The 17,572-nt window shown below is 70.2% G+C and carries 11 protein-coding genes; 6 read left to right on the top strand and 5 right to left on the bottom strand.

Translation table 11 applies throughout. The features are described 5' to 3' along the window. Positions 1 to 112: 112 nt before the first annotated feature. Both OG410_RS14565 and ppdK read left to right on the top strand, forming a co-directional pair. Entirely contained in the window at positions 113 to 1,339 is a 1,227-nt protein-coding gene (locus tag OG410_RS14565; RefSeq protein ID WP_329299533.1) for an ROK family transcriptional regulator, read from the top strand. A 586-nt stretch (positions 1,340 to 1,925) separates the two neighbouring features. Next, a complete protein-coding gene (gene ppdK, locus OG410_RS14560; RefSeq protein WP_329299532.1) occupies positions 1,926 to 4,667 on the top strand; it encodes a pyruvate, phosphate dikinase in 2,742 nt (913 codons plus the stop codon). A gap of 258 nt (positions 4,668 to 4,925) precedes the next feature. On the opposite strand, the gene OG410_RS14555 is transcribed toward ppdK, so the two are convergent. Continuing rightward, complete coding sequence (locus tag OG410_RS14555; protein ID WP_329299531.1) at positions 4,926 to 5,771, bottom strand: NAD(P)H-binding protein; 846 nt, start codon at positions 5,769 to 5,771, stop codon at positions 4,926 to 4,928. Between the two features lie 367 nt (positions 5,772 to 6,138). Here OG410_RS14555 and OG410_RS14550 point away from each other — a divergent pair, with 367 nt between their 5' ends. Together OG410_RS14550 and OG410_RS14545 are read left to right on the top strand one after the other, a co-directional pair. After that, positions 6,139 to 7,815, top strand: coding sequence for an LCP family protein (locus OG410_RS14550; RefSeq protein WP_329299530.1), 1,677 nt, complete (start codon positions 6,139 to 6,141; stop codon positions 7,813 to 7,815). A 97-nt stretch (positions 7,816 to 7,912) separates the two neighbouring features. Next, positions 7,913 to 9,421 carry a hypothetical protein gene (locus tag OG410_RS14545; protein WP_329299529.1) on the top strand — a complete coding sequence of 503 codons (1,509 nt, stop codon included), beginning with the start codon at positions 7,913 to 7,915 and terminating at the stop codon, positions 9,419 to 9,421. Here OG410_RS14545 and OG410_RS14540 read toward each other — a convergent pair. After that, positions 9,388 to 10,383 (bottom strand): hypothetical protein, encoded by a 996-nt coding sequence (locus tag OG410_RS14540; protein WP_329299528.1) that lies wholly within the window; start codon positions 10,381 to 10,383, stop codon positions 9,388 to 9,390. The two genes, OG410_RS14545 and OG410_RS14540, sit on opposite strands and share 34 nt — an antisense overlap. Before the next feature lie 706 nt (positions 10,384 to 11,089). Between OG410_RS14540 and OG410_RS14535 the strand changes: the two genes are divergently transcribed. Then, positions 11,090 to 12,019, top strand: a complete 930-nt coding sequence (locus tag OG410_RS14535; protein ID WP_329299527.1) for an oxidoreductase — start codon at positions 11,090 to 11,092, stop codon at positions 12,017 to 12,019. Between the two features lie 78 nt (positions 12,020 to 12,097). On the opposite strand, the gene nirD is transcribed toward OG410_RS14535, so the two are convergent. The 3 genes from nirD to OG410_RS14520 are packed head-to-tail and all read right to left on the bottom strand — an operon-like array spanning position 12,098 to position 16,415. Next, positions 12,098 to 12,460 (bottom strand): nitrite reductase small subunit NirD, encoded by a 363-nt coding sequence (nirD, locus tag OG410_RS14530; RefSeq protein ID WP_329299526.1) that lies wholly within the window; start codon positions 12,458 to 12,460, stop codon positions 12,098 to 12,100. After that, complete coding sequence (nirB, locus tag OG410_RS14525; RefSeq protein WP_329299525.1) at positions 12,457 to 15,075, bottom strand: nitrite reductase large subunit NirB; 2,619 nt, start codon at positions 15,073 to 15,075, stop codon at positions 12,457 to 12,459. Before nirB ends, nirD begins: the two co-directional genes overlap by 4 nt. Further along, on the bottom strand, positions 15,075 to 16,415 hold the full coding sequence (locus OG410_RS14520; RefSeq protein ID WP_329299524.1) for an NAD(P)/FAD-dependent oxidoreductase: 1,341 nt from the start codon (positions 16,413 to 16,415) through the stop codon (positions 15,075 to 15,077). The genes nirB and OG410_RS14520 overlap by 1 nt, the downstream gene beginning before the upstream one ends. A 241-nt stretch (positions 16,416 to 16,656) precedes the next feature. Here OG410_RS14520 and OG410_RS14515 point away from each other — a divergent pair, with 241 nt between their 5' ends. Further along, a complete protein-coding gene (locus tag OG410_RS14515; RefSeq protein WP_329299523.1) occupies positions 16,657 to 17,439 on the top strand; it encodes a sulfite exporter TauE/SafE family protein in 783 nt (260 codons plus the stop codon). Positions 17,440 to 17,572: the final 133 nt, after the last annotated feature.

Below are 17,572 nucleotides of genomic sequence, written 5' to 3'. Positions count from 1 at the left end.
TCCCCGAAGACGTCCGGCCGGCCGGTTCGGCAGTGTCTGCCGTAGGGTTACGTCTATTTAACACGCAAAACTCAATATGTAATGCAGAGTTGGGGAACGCAAGAGGGTGCGCATGACAGAAAGGCGGGGAGTGACCGTGAGGACCGGGAACCAGGCAAGCGCCGGAGAACTGCTCGAACTGGTGCGCAGCGGCCGGGCCACCACGCGCGGGGCGCTCCAGCGGGCCACCGGTCTGTCGCGGGCCACGGTCGGCCAGCGCCTGGACCGGCTGTTCCGCGCGGGCTGGCTCCGCGAGGGGGCCGGCGGCCCCGTCGACTCACCCCTCGGCGGCCGTCCCTCCATCACCCTGGAGTTCGACGACGAGCACGCCGTCGTCCTCGCCGCCGACCTCGACACCCGGCACGGCCGGGCCGCCGTCCTCACCCTGACCGGCGAGATCCTCGCCGAGCACGCGGGACCCCTGGTGATCGACGACGGCCCCGAGGCGGTCCTCGGTGAGCTCGGACGCTGGTTCGCCGACCTGGTCGGGAAGTCCGGCCGGCCGGCCGACGCCGTCTGCGGCATCGGGCTCGCGGTGCCGGGCCCCGTCGACAGCGAGACCGGCCGCGTGGTCCAGCCGCCGATCATGCCGGGCTGGGACGGCTACGACATAAGGGGGCGGCTGGGCCGCGCCTTCGCCGAACACGCGGGCACCGGCGCCGCCCGCGTCCCCGTGCTCGTCGACAACGACGCCAACCTCATGGCGTACGGGGAGCAGCGCGCCGGCTATCCGGACTGCTCGGCGTTCGCGCTGGTCAAGGTTTCCACGGGTATAGGCGCCGGCATGGTCGTCGGCGGCACCGTCTACCGGGGCGTCGACGGCGGCGCGGGCGACATCGGGCACATCCGGGTCGGCGCCGACGCGCTGTGCCGGTGCGGCTCGTACGGCTGTCTCGCCGCCGTCGCCAGTGGCGGCGCGGTGGCGCGCCGGCTCGCGGAGTCCGGGATCCCGGCCGCGTCCGGCTCGGACGTGCGCGAACTGCTGGCGGCCGGCCACCCCGAGGCGACGGCGCTCGCGCGGGAGGCGGGCCGCCGGGTCGGGGACGTCCTGGCCACCGTGGTGACGCTGCTCAACCCGGGCGTGCTGATGATCGCCGGGGATCTGGCCGGAACCCCGTTCCTCACGGGTGTACGGGAGCTGCTGTACCAGCGGGCGCTGCCCCGTTCCACCGCTCACCTGGACGTGGTGACCTCCCGGCTCGGCGAGCGGGCCGGCCTCGTGGGCGCGGGGGCGCTGGTCGTGGAGCACCTGTACGCGCCGGAGCGGGCCGAGGAGCGGCTGGCGGCTCTCGGGGTGTGACGGGCGGGGCCGTGCGTTCCGGGGTGATCCGTTCCGGGTCACTCGCGCGGGCATCGCGGCCGGGTCACTCGTACGGGCATCACGGCCGGGGGTCACCCGTGCGGGGATCGCGGCGCGGGGTCACCCGTGCGGGGATCGCGGCGCGGCATCCGTGTGAGACATCCGTGGGCCGTGCTCGTACCTCCGTGTGTCGCGCCCCGGATCGTGGTCCGGATGATGAAATCTGACTTCTCCTGGTGGCGTGATTCTCGCCACCCTTGATAGGGGTCACGCTCAGATGAGCGGATCTTGCACGACTGCACTTCCCTAAGGGGTGGCACTGAGTGCCACCCTCTGATCGTTCATCGATTAAACTCAAACGCGCCCGAGTCTGCTCACTTGAGCGAAAAGGGTGGTCTGTGGGCGCCGATTCGTTCAAGAGTTGAAAACATCCGCATCGATGACTTGCCAAGCCTTGACTTTGGATCTGGTGGCGGACGACTGGTTACAGGCACATGACGCACAAGTGGACGTACCCAGGTGCCTTCGATCTGGGTATGTTCCCCGTCGTCAGGGCAGCCACCGCGACGTCGAGGAGTCGAGACTCGTGTCGGAAAACAAAGATCCCCACGTAGCCGAAAGCGGCGTTGGTGGAGCGAAGTTCGTTTATGACTTCACCGAGGGCAACAGGGACCTCAAGGACCTGCTCGGGGGCAAGGGTGCCAACCTCGCCGAAATGACCAACCTGGGTCTTCCCGTCCCGCCCGGCTTCACCATCACCACCGAGGCGTGCAAGACCTACCTCGACAGTGGCGAGGAGCCGGCGGCACTGCGTGACGAGGTGAGTGCGCACCTCGAGGCCCTCGAAGCCAAGATGGGCAAGAAGCTCGGCCAGGCCGACGACCCCCTGCTCGTCTCCGTCCGCTCCGGGGCCAAGTTCTCCATGCCCGGCATGATGGACACCGTCCTGAACATCGGCCTCTCCGACAAGTCCGTGCTGGGCCTGTCCCGGCAGTCCGGCGACGACCGCTTCGCGTGGGACTCCTACCGCCGTCTCATCCAGATGTTCGGCAAGACGGTCCTCGGCGTGGACGGCGAGCTCTTCGAGGAGGCTCTGGACGCGGCGAAGGACCTCAAGAAGGTCACCGTCGACACGGACCTCGAGGCGGCCGACCTCAAGAAGCTCGTCACCAAGTTCAAGAAGATCGTCAAGACCGAGGCCGGCCGGGACTTCCCGCAGGACCCGCGCGAGCAGATGGACCTCGCCATCCACGCGGTCTTCGACTCCTGGAACACCGAGCGCGCCAAGCTCTACCGCCGCCAGGAGCGCATCCCGCACGACCTCGGCACGGCCGTCAACGTCTGCTCGATGGTCTTCGGCAACCTCGGCCCCGACTCCGGCACCGGCGTCGCCTTCACCCGCGACCCCGCCTCCGGCCACCAGGGCGTCTACGGCGACTACCTCCAGAACGCCCAGGGCGAGGACGTCGTCGCGGGTATCCGCAACACGGTCCCGCTCGCCGAGCTGGAGTCGATCGACAAGAAGTCGTACGACCAGCTCATGCAGATCATGGAGACCCTGGAGAACCACTACAAGGATCTCTGCGACATCGAGTTCACCATCGAGCGCGGCCAGCTCTGGATGCTCCAGACCCGGGTCGGCAAGCGCACGGCGGGCGCGGCCTTCCGCATCGCCACGCAGCTCGTGGACCAGGGCCTGATCGACGAGGCCGAGGCGCTCCAGCGCGTGACGGGCGCCCAGCTCGCGCAGCTGATGTTCCCGCGCTTCGACGAGGAGGCGAAGGTCGCGCAGGTCGGCCGGGGCATCGCCGCGTCGCCGGGCGCCGCCGTCGGCAAGGCCGTCTTCGACTCGTACACCGCGGTGAAGTGGTCCCGTTCCGGCGAGAAGGTCATCCTGGTCCGCCGCGAGACGAACCCCGACGACCTGGACGGCATGATCGCGGCCGAGGGCATCCTCACCTCGCGCGGCGGCAAGACCTCCCACGCGGCCGTCGTCGCCCGCGGCATGGGCAAGACCTGTGTCTGCGGTGCCGAGGAGCTGGAGGTCGACACCAAGCGCCGCCGGATGACCGTGCCCGGCGGGCACGTCGTCGAGGAGGGCGACCTCATCTCGATCGACGGCTCCAGCGGCAAGGTGTACCTCGGTGAGGTCCCCGTCGTCCCGTCCCCGGTCGTCGAGTACTTCGAGGGCCGGATGCATGCCGGCGCCGACGACGCCGACGAGCTGGTCGAGGCCGTCCACCGGATCATGGCCTTCGCCGACCGCAAGCGCAGCCTGCGCGTACGCGCCAACGCCGACAACGCCGAGGACGCGCTGCGCGCCCGCCGCTTCGGCGCCCAGGGCATCGGTCTGTGCCGTACGGAGCACATGTTCCTGGGCGACCGCCGTGGGCTGGTCGAGCGCCTGATCCTCGCGGACACCGAGACCGAGCGCGAGGAGTCGCTGAAGGCCCTCCTGCCGCTCCAGAAGCAGGACTTCGTGGACCTGTTCTCGGCGATGGACGGCCTCCCGGTCACGGTCCGTCTCCTGGACCCGCCGCTGCACGAGTTCCTGCCGGACATCACCGAGCTGTCGGTGCGTGTCGCGCTCGCCGAGTCCCGCAAGGACTCCAACGAGAACGACCTCCGTCTCCTCCAGGCCGTGCACCGCCTGCACGAGCAGAACCCGATGCTGGGCCTGCGCGGTGTGCGTCTCGGCCTGGTCATCCCCGGTCTGTTCACCATGCAGGTACGGGCCATCGCGGAGGCGGCCGCCGAGCGCAAGAACGCCAAGGGCGACCCGCGCGCCGAGATCATGATCCCGCTCGTGGGCACCGTCCAGGAGCTGGAGATCGTCCGCGAGGAGGCCGACCAGGTCATCGCGGAGGTCGAGGCGGCCACCGGCGTGCACCTGAAGCTGGCGATCGGCACGATGATCGAGCTGCCGCGCGCCGCGCTGACGGCCGGGCAGATCGCCGAGGCGGCGGAGTTCTTCTCCTTCGGCACGAACGACCTCACCCAGACGGTGTGGGGCTTCAGTCGCGACGACGTGGAGGCCTCCTTCTTCACGGCGTACCTGGAGAAGGGCATCTTCGGCGTCAGCCCGTTCGAGACGATCGACAAGGACGGCGTCGGCTCCCTGGTCAAGTCCGCGGTGAAGGCCGGCCGCGAGACGCGCCCCGACCTGAAGCTCGGCGTCTGCGGCGAGCACGGCGGTGACCCCGAGTCGGTCCACTTCTTCCACGAGGTGGGACTCGACTACGTCTCCTGCTCCCCGTTCCGCATCCCGGTCGCCCGCCTGGAAGCGGGCCGCGCGGCCTCCAGCTCGAAGGGCAGCGACCACCGCTAGCCCCCGAGCACAGGACCCCGGGTCCGCCGCCCGTCCCCGACCCTCAACACCGATGGGCGGCGGCCCCGGCCCACGAGAAAGGGCGGCACCCTGTGCGGGGGTGCCGCCCTTTCGGGCATGGTCTGCGGGGGCTGTCGAGCTACGTCGCCGGCCAGGGAAGTTGGCGTTGAATGGGGCGGCTGGTGGTGGTCCGAGAAGGAACGGCAAGGCCTCCGCCCCCGCTGAGACCGAGGTGGGCAGAGGCGCACGCGTCACTTCTCACCGGAAGGCTTCGACGTTACGGCGGGCCCATTCGGCGAAGGGGCGGGGCGTGCGGCCGAGTACCCGCTCGACGTCCGGGCTGAGCCGTAGCTCGGCGGCGTTGGGCTCGGAGAGTACGGCCAGCGTGGTCTCTACGACCGGCTCCGGCATGAACGCGGCCATCCGCGCGTGCGCCTCGGCCCGGGTCAGCTCCACGAACCGCACCGGCTCGCCGAGGGCCGCGCCGATCGCCTCGGCCTGCTGCCGGGGCGTGACGGCCGCGGGCCCGTTCAACTCGTAGACGTGACCCGTGTGTTCGTCCTTGCGCAGGGCCACGGCCGCGACCTCCGCGATGTCCGCCGGATCGATCACCGGGATCGCGACGTCACCGAACGGCGCGGCGACGATCCGCTCGGCGCGTACAGACTCCACCCAGGCACAGGCGTTGGACGCGAAGCCGCCGGGCCGCAGGATCGTCCAGGCCAGGCCCGACTCTCGCACCGCTTCCTCGATCGCCCGCATGACGCCTCCGTGCGAGGGCGACTCCGGCCTGGTCACCACGCCCTGCGAGGACAGCAGTACCACCCGCCGGACCCCGGCGTTCCTGGTCTTGTCCAGGACGGCTCGCGGGTCGAGCCCGTGGCCACCCGCGCCGCCGTCGTGCAGGAACAGGGCTTCGGCGCCGTCGAGGGCGGGCCGCAGGGTCTCCGGCGCGGTCAGGTCGGCCAACACATGTCCGGTCCCCCTCGGCAGGTCGACCGGGGCTGTCCCCCTCGACACCGCCGTCACCCGTTCCCCGGCCAACGCCAGGGCCTGCACCAGCGACCGCCCGACGTTCCCGGTGGCACCTGTCACCACGATCATGTTCAACTCCCTTATCTTTCCTGTGGTTTCTCGCGATGACGGCGACGCTAACAAGCTCGGTGCAGTAGGTACCTAGAGGAAAGTGACTACCTCGGAGGATGAAATCCTTGCCGACCGGGATGAGCCGGCGACGGCGAGCACGTAGCCGACCTCGCGCTCCTCCAACGCGGACCGCGGTTTCGGGTTGCCGCCGCAGACCTCGTGGGTTCCGTCAAGCTCTCTGTCCGGCAGGGCTGTTGTGCGTCGCCCGTGTGCAACCATCGGCCGCATTCGAATGTCTGAACGGGCATCCCGAGGTCGGCCGCGGGGTGGATCCGGCAGGGGCCGGGTGCAGGACCCCGGGGCGGCGGAGCACAGACGGAGGACCGTGGACACGCAAGGCGGCAGCAACATCGACCCCGCGGACCAGTGGGTCCTCGACCCCGAGACCGGTGAGTACCGGCTGGAGACAGGAGCCGATGGCGCTCCGGCCGCCACGGTGCCGGGGCAGCGAAGGAGGCGCGCGCGCCGCGAGGGGGAACGGCGGCCCGTCCCGGAGCCGGGCGAGGGCACTCGCCGCGGCTCGGTGAGATCCCGGAAAGCCAAGCGGTCCACGAAGCGGAAGGTCCTGACGTGGACCGCGGGGACGCTGGGCTTCGTACTGCTGGCGGGCAGTGCCGGGGCCTACATGCTGTACCGGCACTTCAACGACAACATCAGCACGGTGGACGTCGGCACGGCGGGAAGCAAGAACGCGACCAGCGACGACGCGGTGAACATCCTGGTCATCGGCACCGACAGCCGAATAGGCCTGGGCGGGAAGTACGGAGACGCCGGGAGCCCGGGCCACGCCGACACCACGATCCTCTTCCATGTGGCGAAGGACCGGTCGAACGCGACGGCGATGAGCATTCCGCGCGACATGGTCACCGGCATCCCGGACTGCCCGACCAAGCAGAAGGACGGCTCCACCAAGACGATCAAGGGGACGCCCGAAGCGCCGTTCGGCCCGCGCTTCAACGAGAGTCTCGGTCAGGCGGGCCGCGACCCGGGCTGCACCATGCGGACCGTCAGCCAGCTCACCGGCCTGCCGGTCGACCACTTCATCCTGGTCGACTTCGAGGCCGTGAAGACCCTCTCCACGGCTGTCGGAGGCGTCCCGATCTGCCTCACCCACGCCATCGACGACACGGACCGCCAGGGCCAGGGCTCCCATCTGCGCCTGGCCGCCGGCCCGCACACGGTCCAGGGCGAACAGGCTCTGCAGTTCGTCAGGACCCGTCACTCGCTGAAGAACGGCAGCGACCTGGACCGCATCGACCTGCAGAAGCAGTTCCTGGGTTCGATGATCCGTCAGATGAAGTCCCGCAACACCCTCACCGATCCCGGGAAGCTCTTCAAACTGGCGAACGCGGCCACCAAGTCGCTCACGGTGGACACCGGGATCGGCGGCGTCGGCAAGCTCACCGACCTCGCCAAGGATCTCAACCGGGTCGATTCCGAGCACATCACCTTCACGACGTTCCCGGTCGTCGACAATCCGGCCGAGGGGAAGAATCACAGGACCGTGGTGGCCGACGGGACCAGGGCGCCCGAGCTCCTCGCGGCGATCAAGAACGACGTCTCGCTGACCGAGGTCACGAAGAAGCCCAAGGCCTCGGACGCCAAGCTCCAGGGCTCCAAGGCGGACCCGTCGCGGGTGCGGGTCCTCGTCTACAACGGGGGTGGCCCCCAGGGCGCGGCGCAGACCACCCTGCAGTGGCTGCAGAACACCAAGGGCGTCGCCCACTCCACCAACGGCGGCAACGCCCCCGGGGCGCGGCAGGACCGTACGACCCTGGCCTACGGGCCCGACCAGGCCGACCAGGCCCGGGCCCTCGCCGCGATGGTGGGCCTGCCCGCCTCGGCGCTCCACCCCGGCAAGGACGGCTCAGGACCCGGCACCGACATGACACTTGTCCTCGGACGCGACTTCCAAGGCCCCGGAGTGCCTCTCACCGGCGCGGCCAAGCCCCCGGCCGGCATCCCGCAGTCGCATGCCGACAAGAACGTGTGCGTCGGCTGACAGCGGGCGGACGCGCGTGCCGCACCCCGGGCGCTCCGGGGAGCCGAACGGGGTAGCTCCGCGTGCACCGGGCCATCGCGGGTTCCAGTCTGGGCCCATGATGAGCATCCGTCCCTGGGTCGTTGTCGAGCCGCCGGACAGCCGTGGGCTGCGGCGGGTCGTCGTGGGCGGAGAGACGGTGGGCCATGCCTGGTCGGCAGCCGGACTGCGGAGGATCCTCGGGCGCCTCGGTCATCCGGAGGACCTGGATCTGGAGGATCCGGCTACCGTCTGCTGGCGCGGAGGCGACAGCGGGACGTGGCCCGACCGCGCGGGGAGACGGCACGCGGTCACCGTGCTCATGGTGGCCGGGCTGCTCGCGTCCATGGCCCTCAGCGCGGTCGTCGGGGGGCCCGACGCCTTCGGGGCCCTGACCTTCGCGCAACGGCTCAATGGGATCGTGTTCGTCCTGTCGGGTGCGGTGCAGGGCGTGGCGGCCGTCGCGGCACTCGACTACGGGGGAAAACGACAGTTCCGTGCCTCCGGGGCGATCGTCCTGCTCGGCGTGCTCATCGCGCTGGCCACCGACAGCCTGCTGCTGTTCATGTGGCTCGAAGAGATGGAGTTCACGCCCTATGTGCTGGTGTTCATGCCGCTTTGGTGTTGGTCTCTGTGGGCCCTGTGTCTTCTTGTGCGGAACAGGTCGTGGAAGGAAATCCCACAGCCCAAGAGGTTCGCGGCCGGAGTGGTCGCCACCGCGCTCCTGACAGGCGTCAGCCTGGCGTATTCGACCATGTACCAGCCTGCGGCGGCCCCGATGCACCTCACTCTGAAGGCGGAATTCGGGAGGTCGCGGGTGGATCGTTCGCTCGGGTTTCTCCAGGTCCCGCTGACGCTGTACATGAAGAACACCGGAGGGATTCCGGTGTACATCCTCAACGACACCTACAGAGTCTCCGGCAGAGGGGGTGTGTACTCCAAAAACCCTGCCGACAGGGACCTGATGCGGGAGTGGCGGGAAAGTGCGGGCCGGCGGGGCGAGGACTCGGGGGAAGCGGAGCGCTATGTCGACCACCTCGTGTACAGCGCGATCAGCAGCGGGCATTTCTACGGTCCCGGCAACCGGCTCGAAATCGGGGAGGAATACACGCGCAAGCATGTGGTCCAGCTTCCCAAGGACGCCAAGTACGACATCCTGAGCGTCGACCTCACGATCTCGTACATGAGGAAGGATCGAGGGAAGCTCGGAGTGGAGGAATTCAAAACTCCTCATTATTCATGGGATCCGGATGCCGGGCGATACTACTGCGCCCCGGAATTGGGGTGTTTCCAGCAGATCATTTACCACGGGAGAGTGCGGCACAACGACAACCTTGTGAATCTGACGCGCAAGCCGCGCTACGTGACGGCGATCTGGTCCCCGAAACGCGACCCTGAGTCGTTCATTTCTCCGTTCGATTTCAAAGGGGAGACGGGTCTGGGCCGGAAGGAGAGGAGAGAGCTGGGAAGATACGGGGTTGCGGAGGCGCATATGAGTTACGAGGTCTCCCTCGCCGAGCTGCTGGCTCCGCCCCCTGTTCTGCTACCACCGGGTTATTCGAGCCAGGTGCCGACGGCGACCCCGTAGTCCTCGTCGAGGTAGGCGGCGGTCGACCGGCAGTAAGAAGCCCGCTGGCCGATGGTGGACCACAGATCGTCCCTCGGAACGACCTTGGCGAGCTCCATGATGAGCGGTGCGATCTTGATCGGTGCGCGGACGTTCTCGTTGTTCTCCAACTCGGCGAGGACGTCGAGCAGGACGTTGCTCTTTTCCTTGCTCTTCCAGAAGTCCTTGACTCCTTCCGGACGCCAACTGCCGGGAACCAGGTCCTTCAGCTCCTCGGGGAGTTCGTCCCCGGCCGACGATTGGAATATGGCGGTGCTGCAGGTCTCGGCCGCCTTGCCGAGAGGGTCCTTCGGCCGTCCCTGGGCCGAGGCCGCCTCCTCCTGCTGGTCGCTGATGCGAGCGGACCGATCCCGCATGTCCTTCTCGGCTTCGGCCCGGTCCTTGGACGACGACTCGGGATTGTTGAACACCTGCAGCTTCTCGTTCTGCTCGTACACGGCCCGAACGAGCTCGTTCCGGTGCTTCGGAGGCATCGCCGCGGCTGCGCTCGCCGGGGACGTTTCCGGGGTGGCGGTGGCGTCCGCCTGCGCGACGCCCATCTGTTCCTCGAACCCCCGGAGCGAGGCCGTCTGACGGCCCCCCGTCACCGCGCTGCTCAACCCTCCCGTAATCGCCAGCAGCTGTCCTCGCAGCTCCGCGGGTGTCCGGGAGTCGCAGATCATGTCCAGCGCGGACGTCGTGCGCATCATGACCAGGAGAACGGAGGACCGCGTCTCGGACGGCACCTGCGCGTCGTACCCCACCTTTAGGGCGGAGGACACCTGCTTCACGAGCGCGGTCAGCTGTTTCCGGAGCTGCGGAGGTGTGCTGTCGTCACCGGTGGCCGTCAGCGCGATGGTCAGATGTCCGACGCTCTCGATGACCCCTTGCCGGTCCCGCAGCGACGTCTCGGGGTCCTTGACCGCTTCGAGCGTGGTGGTCAATTCGTCGACAGTCGGCGTGAGTTCCTCGGGAACGATTCCCTTCGTCTCGTTCAGGCGCGTCGTGGTTTCATCGATTTGTTTCTTTTGTTCCGTGAGGGGGTCGGTATCCCCTTGCTCCGTGTCACCGGAACCCGGCGGCTGTGACGACCGGTCAGAGTCCGGTGTGTGTTCCTGATCCGACGACGCGCCGGTCGGTGCGGAGGTGGTGCCGCTGGGTGTCGGCGTCCCACTCGGTGTGGAGGTGGTGCCGCTGGGCGTCGGCGTGCCACTCGGCGTCGACGAGGGAGGCGGACTGTCCCCCGGTTCAGGAGGCGGTGTTGTCCCGACTGCCGACGTCCTGCTCGCGCTGGGGGCCTGGAGCGCTGCTGTCGCACTTGTCAGACCGGCTGGAAATGCGAGCGTCGTCGCCAAGAGGGATGCGTTGACGCTGTGGACGGCGCGTCGCCTGAAGGTTCTGGCCATGGGGGTTCCAGATGCGCTTCGCGGGGTGCTTGCTTCATCCGTTGCGGACCGGGCCCACATTCCACTCTTCACCTGGTCGGTGCCCCCCGCAACGCGGGCGCCGCGCTCGGTGTCGTCCTCACGGAGTGCGGGACTTGGCAGGTGATCGGGGCAGGCGCGCGGTACGGGATCCGGAGGGGTGTGCGCCGGGCGGAGCGGCGTCCGTAGGGTGGGGCCGACGGTGAGACAGTGGGAGGAGTGGCGCATGGGTGGTTGGGGTGCGAAGGACATGCCCGGGCAGCGGGGGCGGGTCGCCGTCGTCACCGGGGCCAACAGCGGGCTGGGGCTCGTCACCGCGCGCGAGCTGGCGCGCGGCGGGGCCCGGGTGGTGCTCGCCTGCCGCAGCGAGACCCGCGGCAGGGAAGCGGCCGAGCGGATCGCCGCCGAAGTTCCCGGCGCCGAGGTGGAGTTCGGCCGTCTCGACCTCGGGGACCTCGCGTCCGTAAGGGAGTTCGCGGACTCCTTCTCCTACGACCGCCTCGACCTGCTCGTGAACAACGCGGGCGTGATGGCGCTGCCGTACGGAACGACGGCCGACGGATTCGAGACGCAGTTCGGTGTGAACCACCTCGGGCACTTCGCGCTCACCGGGCTGCTGTTCCCCATGATCGTGAAGACCCCCGGCGCGCGGATCGTCACCGTGTCGAGCATGGTCCACGCGCTCTCGGACATCGACCTCGACGACCTCGACAGCGAGAAGGGGCCGTATCGCAAGTGGATCGCCTACGGCCGGTCCAAGAGCGCCAATCTCCTCTTCACGCACGAGCTCGCGCGGCGGCTGTCCGTCGTCGGGTCCGATGTCGTCGCGGCCGCGGCGCACCCCGGGTACGCCTCCACCAACCTGCAGACCGCCGGGCCCCGGCTGGAGGGACGCAAGCGCGCCGAGCGGCTGATGGAGATCGGCAACCGTGTCTTCGCACAGAGCGCCGAGTCCGGCGCCCTGCCGTCGCTGTACGCGGCCACCGCCCCCGGTGTGCGGCCCGACACCTTCGTCGGACCGTCGTTCGCGATGTGGCGCGGCTCGCCCGCGACGTCCTGGCGGGCCGGCCGGACCCGCGACGACACCAGGGCGGAGCTGCTCTGGGCCGCCTCGGAGCGGCTGACGGGCGTCACGTACGAGGGACTCAAGGGCTGACAGCGCGGCTGCACCCCGGGAGACCCGGCCCGGCCCGGGTCAGGCTGTCCGGCCCGGACAGGCCTGGCCCGGCCCGGCTCAGGCGGCCCGCACCTCGTACGTCTCCACCCGTACCTCCTCGTCGTCCAGGCACCGCCCGGACTCCAGGTCGAAGCGCTGCTTGAGCAGCGGCGAGGCGACGAACGGGCGGCCCCGGTGGGTTCCGGTCAGCCCGCGGGAGAGCACCGCCGCCCCGCTGAACGGATCACGGTTGTCGATCGCGTACGTCCGTCCCGCGCGGTCGGTGAACAGGGCGACCTGGCGGCCGTCCGGGAGGAGGGCGGCGACGCCCCGCCCCGGGGTCAGCAGGGACAGCTCGCAGACCGTGAACCAGCCGCCCTCCAGCAGGAGCTGGAGCGTGAGGGCCGTCGTCGGCCGGGTCGTCTCGGGTGCCAGGGTCATCGCTGGGCACTTCCTTCCAGGGCTTCCAGGGGTCGGTGTCCGATGGTCAGCAGCGGCAGGTCGGGCTTGATCTGGTCGCGCTCGGGAACGAAGCCGACGACCGGGTCCGGGGTGTCGGGGGCGTTCACGAACGACACGAACCGGCCCAGCTTCTCCGGGTCGTTGATGGTCTCGGCCCACTCGTCCCGGTAGTTCGCGACATGCGCGGTCATCAGCGACTCCAGCTCCTCGCAGATGCCGAGCGAGTCCTCCACGACCACCTCGCGGACGTGGTCGAGGCCGCCGGGAATCCGCTCCAGCCAGGTCGAGGTGCGCTCCAGGCGGTCCGCGGTGCGGATGTAGAACATCAGGAAGCGGTCGATCAGACGGACCAGTTCGGCGTCCGACAGGTCCTGGGCCAGCAGGTCGGCGTGGCGTGGGGTCGCGCCGCCGTTGCCGCCGACGTAGAGGTTCCAGCCGTTGGAGGTGGCGATGATGCCGAAGTCCTTGGACTGGGCCTCGGCGCACTCGCGGGCGCACCCGGAGACCGCCGACTTGAGCTTGTGCGGGGACCGCAGACCCCGGTAGCGCAGCTCCAGGTCGATCGCCATCCGCACCGAGTCCTGCACGCCGTACCGGCACCAGGTCTGTCCGACGCAGGACTTCACCGTCCGCAGCGACTTGCCGTACGCGTGCCCGGACTCGAAGCCGGCGTCCACCAGCCGTGCCCAGATCAGCGGGAGTTGCTCCACCCGCGCACCGAACAGGTCGATGCGCTGACCGCCGGTGATCTTCGTGTAGAGCCCGAAGTCCCGTGCCACCTCGCCGATCACGATGAGCTTCTCGGGAGTGATCTCGCCGCCGGGGATGCGCGGCACGATCGAGTACGAGCCGTTCTTCTGGAGGTTGGCGAGGAAGTGGTCGTTGGTGTCCTGGAGCGCGGCCTGTTCGCCGTCCAGGACGTAGCCGTCGGCGCCGATCGTGGGGGCGAGGGAGGCGATGATCGAACCCACGGCGGGCTTGCAGACCTCGCAGCCGTCACCGCCCCGGGCGTCCTCGCGGCCGTACCGGTCCAGCAGCGTCCGGTACGAGGCGATCCTGAGCGCCAGGACGATCTCGTACAGCTCCTCGCGGGTCTGTCCGAAGCAGCCGCACAGGCCCTTGTCGACCTCGACGCCGCTCGCCTCCAGCTCGGCGGTGACCAGCTGGCCGAGCACCTTGACGCAACTGCCGCAGCCCGTACCGGCCTTGGTGCACTTCTTGACCTCGGGCACGGTGGTGCAGGAGTGCTCGGTCACCGCGCCGCGGATCGTGCCCTTGGTGACGTTGTGGCAGGAGCAGACGACCGCCTCGTCCGGCAGCGCGGACGGGCCGAGCTGCACGGGGGCGCCCGCCCCCGCCGGCAGGACCAGGGACTCCGGGGAGACCGGCGGGACCGAGCCGGTGAAGGCGCGCAGCGTTCCGTACGCCTCCGCGTCGCCGATCAGGATGCCGCCGAGCAGTGTGCCGTCCCGGCCGATGACCAGCTTCTTGTACAGGCCCGCGCGGGAGTCGGAGTAGACGACGTCCAGGCAGTCCTCGGTGGTGCCGTGGGCGTCGCCGAAGGACGCCACGTCGACGCCGAGCAGCTTGAGCTTGGTGGACAGGTCCGCGCCCGTGAACGCCCTCTCGTCCTCGGCGATGGTCGCCGCGGCCGTCTCCGCCTGCTCGTAGCCGGGCGCCACCAGGCCGTACACCCGGCCGTCCGCCGCCAGCGCGCACTCGCCGATCGCGAACACCTGAGGATCGGTGACCGTACGGCACTGCTCGTCGACGGTGATGCCGCCGCGCTCGCCGACCGTCAGACCGCAGTCGCGGGCCAGTTGGTCGCGGGGGCGGACACCGGCGGAGAACACCACCAGGTCGGTGGCGAGTTCGGAGCCGTCGGACAGCTTCATTCCGGTGACAGCGCCGTCCTCGCCGACCACGATCGCCTGTGTGCCCACGCCCGTGTGGACGGACAGGCCCATGTCCTCGATCGTGCGCAGGAGCGCGGCCCCGCCGCCCTCGTCGACCTGCACCGGCATCAGACGGGGCGCGAACTCCACGATGTGGCTGGTGAGTCCGAGGCCCTTGAGCGCACCCGCGGCCTCCAGGCCCAGCAGACCGCCGCCGACGACGGCTCCGGTCGTCGCCCGCGACCTCGCGTACTCCTCGATGGCGAGCAGGTCGTCGATCGTGCGGTAGACGAAACAGCCCTCGGCGTCCTTGCCGGGGACCGGCGGGACGAACGGGAACGAGCCGGTGGCCAGAACGAGGGTGTCGTAGCCGACCGTCAGACCGGACCTGGCCGTCACGGTGCGCGCGGCCCGGTCGACCGACTCGGCCGGGTCGCCGACGTGCAGCTCGATGCCGTGCCCGCGGATGAACTCCATGTCGGTCATGGAGAGGTCCTCGGGGGTCTTCCCGGAGAAGTACGAGGTGAGGGCGACGCGGTCGTAGGCGGGGCGCGGCTCCTCGCACAGCACGACCACGCGGTGTGTGGCGGTCAGACCGCGTTCGGCGAGCGCTTCGAGGAAGCGCTGGCCGACCATGCCGTGGCCGACGAGCACGATCGTGGGGCGGGGCCCGCCCCCGTCGGTAGCGGTCGTGGACATCAGGAGCCTCCATCGTTGGTGAGCAGGTGGAGCAGGGGGGCGCCGTCCGCGGGGAGCGGCTCGGCTCCCTCCCAGGCGCGGGCGAGCGCGCCGACGGTGCCGAGTTCGCCGACGAGAACCCCGCCGACCAGGCGGTCGTCGCGGACGACGACCTTGCGGTAGGTGCCGCGGGTGGCGTCCGTGAGCTGGACGACGTCGTCGCCCGGGCGTGGTTCGGTCTCGCCGAACGCGGCCAGGTCGAAGGGGGCGAGGCCGGAGGGGGTGCGTCCGGAGGGGGCGTCCCGTCCGGTCAGGGTGAGCCGGGTCAGGGAACGGGTGCCGGAGTAGCGGGCGTTCGCGTCCCCCGCGAGCAGTTCGGCCAGCAGGTCCGCCTGTTCGAGGGCGGGGGCGGCGAGACCGTAGACCGTGCCGTCGTGCTGGGCGCAGTCACCGAGGGCGCGTATGTGCGGGTCGCTGGTGCGCAGTTCGTCGTCGACGAGGACGCCCTTGTGGACGGCGAGACCGGCCTTCTCGGCCAGGCCCGCGCGCGGACGCACCCCGCAGGCCAGCACCACCAGGTCGGCGTCGAGCGTGTAGCCGTCGGCCAGTTCCACCGAGCGGACCGCGCCGCCCAGGCAGCGCACGTCCCGTACCCGGCACTCGGTGTGCACCTCGACGCCGAGGCCGAGCAGATGCCGCAGCACCAGCTTCGAGGCGCTCGGGTCGAGCTGGCGCTCCATGAGCCGCTCGGCCTGCTGGGTGAGGACCACCTGGGCGCCGCGCACGGCGAGCGCCCGGGCGGCGGAGACGCCCAGCAGACCGCCGCCGACGACGACCGCCCGTACCCCCGGCCGCAGCGCCTTCGACAGGCCCAGGCAGTCGTCCATGGTGCGGAACGCGTGGACGCCCTCGGGCAGTACGTGGTCGGGGGTGCTGTGCGGTCCCGGGGGACAACCCCCGGACCCCCGGCCGGAAAAGCGGGCCGGATCGCCTGCCCCGTGTGTCGATGCGAGGTACAGGTCCGTGAACAGGCCGCGCAGCGGCGGCAGCACCGGGTTGGAGCCGGTGGCCAGGACCAGCGTGTCGTATGCGATCTCCGTACCGTCCGCGCAGCGCACGGTCCGCGCGAGGCGGTCGATGCCGGTGACCCGGGCGCGGACCAGCTCCGGCGGGGCCGGGAGCGAGATCACCTCCGGCGCGTAGCGTCCGGCCAGCACCTCGGCGAGCAGCACCCGGTTGTAGGGCCGGTGTTCCTCCTCGCCGACGACCAGCGCGGACCTGCCGAGCTCACCGAGCCGCCGGGCGAGCCGGACGCCCGCGAGGCCGGCGCCGATCACCACCACACGCGTATTCGAGGTCATGACCACACCGTGCGGTGCCGGTGTTACCCGGTGGCATCACCTCTGTTTCCCGGGAGGAACGCTGCCCTCAGCCGGGGCGGGGCGGCGGTGTGAGGCCGCGGGGGAGGGTACGGAGCGAGGCAGGGGAGGTGTCGGGGGAGTGGGCCGGCGGACGCGGGATCCGCCGCGCGAACCTCAGGAATCGCTCAAGCTTCACGGGGTCCGTGCATCGCACATCCACCCGTCCCTTAGTGTCGCGATCATGCCCGACATATCGCTGACCATGCTTCTTGTGCTCTGCGCCGCCGCTCTGGCGGCCGGCTGGATCGACGCGGTGGTCGGCGGCGGAGGGCTGCTCCTGCTGCCCGCCATGCTGCTCGGACTGCCCACCGGTACCTCGGCGGCGTACGCGCTCGGCACGAACAAGGCGGTCGCGATCGTCGGCACCGCGGGCGCCGCGGTGACGTACGCGCGCAAGACACCCGTGGACGTGCGGCTGGCCGTACGGATCGGCCTCGCGGCCCTCGCCGGTTCGACCGGGGGCGCGTTCGTCGCGGCCGGGCTGAGCACCGACGTGCTCAAGCCGGTCGTCATGGTCGTCCTGCTCGCCGTCGGTACCTTCGTGATCCTGCGGCCCGCCTTCGGCACGGCGCCGCCGACCACCCCGGTCAGCGCGCGCCGCGTCCTCGCCGCGATCGGCCTGGCGGGCCTCGGCATCGGCTTCTACGACGGGCTCATCGGCCCCGGCACGGGCACGTTCCTCGTCCTCGCCCTCACCGCGCTGCTCCACCTCGACCTGGTGACGGCCTCCGCCACCGCAAAGATCGTCAACTGCTGCACCAACGCCGGCGCCCTCGCGACCTTCGCCTGGAAGGGCACGGTGTTCTGGGAGCTGGCCGCGCTGATGGCCGTGTTCAATCTGGCGGGCGGCATGGTGGGGGCGCGGACCGCGCTCAAGCAGGGCAGCGGGTTCGTCCGGGCGGTCCTGCTGACGGTGGTGTTCGCGCTGGTGGCGAACATGGCGTACCAGCAGTGGCTCGCCTGAACCCGGGACCTCGGCAGCCGTTCGCGGCCCGGCTGAACCCGGACCTCGGCGGCTGTCAGCGGCCCGCCCGAACCCGGCCTCGGCAGTCGTCAGCGGCCCGCCCGAGCCCACGGCGGTAGTCCGTGGTTCGCCC

The sequence above is a fragment of the Streptomyces sp. NBC_00659 genome (assembly GCF_036226925.1).
GTDB lineage: Bacteria > Actinomycetota > Actinomycetes > Streptomycetales > Streptomycetaceae > Streptomyces.
Note: the sequence above shows the minus strand (reverse complement) of the source record. Positions and strands in the feature narration are given on the sequence as shown.

Excerpts from the sequence above, each read along its gene's own strand:
- OG410_RS14565 (WP_329299533.1), top strand. The coding sequence starts at position 113 with ATGACAGAAAGGCGGGGAGTGACCGTGAGGACCGGGAACCAGGCAAGC.
- OG410_RS14555 (WP_329299531.1), bottom strand. The coding sequence starts at position 5,771 with ATGATCGTGGTGACAGGTGCCACCGGGAACGTCGGGCGGTCGCTGGTG.
- OG410_RS14545 (WP_329299529.1), top strand. The coding sequence starts at position 7,913 with ATGATGAGCATCCGTCCCTGGGTCGTTGTCGAGCCGCCGGACAGCCGT.
- OG410_RS14535 (WP_329299527.1), top strand. The coding sequence starts at position 11,090 with ATGGGTGGTTGGGGTGCGAAGGACATGCCCGGGCAGCGGGGGCGGGTC.
- nirD (WP_329299526.1), bottom strand. The coding sequence starts at position 12,460 with ATGACCCTGGCACCCGAGACGACCCGGCCGACGACGGCCCTCACGCTC.
- nirB (WP_329299525.1), bottom strand. The coding sequence starts at position 15,075 with ATGTCCACGACCGCTACCGACGGGGGCGGGCCCCGCCCCACGATCGTG.
- OG410_RS14520 (WP_329299524.1), bottom strand. The coding sequence starts at position 16,415 with ATGACCTCGAATACGCGTGTGGTGGTGATCGGCGCCGGCCTCGCGGGC.
- OG410_RS14515 (WP_329299523.1), top strand. The coding sequence starts at position 16,657 with ATGCCCGACATATCGCTGACCATGCTTCTTGTGCTCTGCGCCGCCGCT.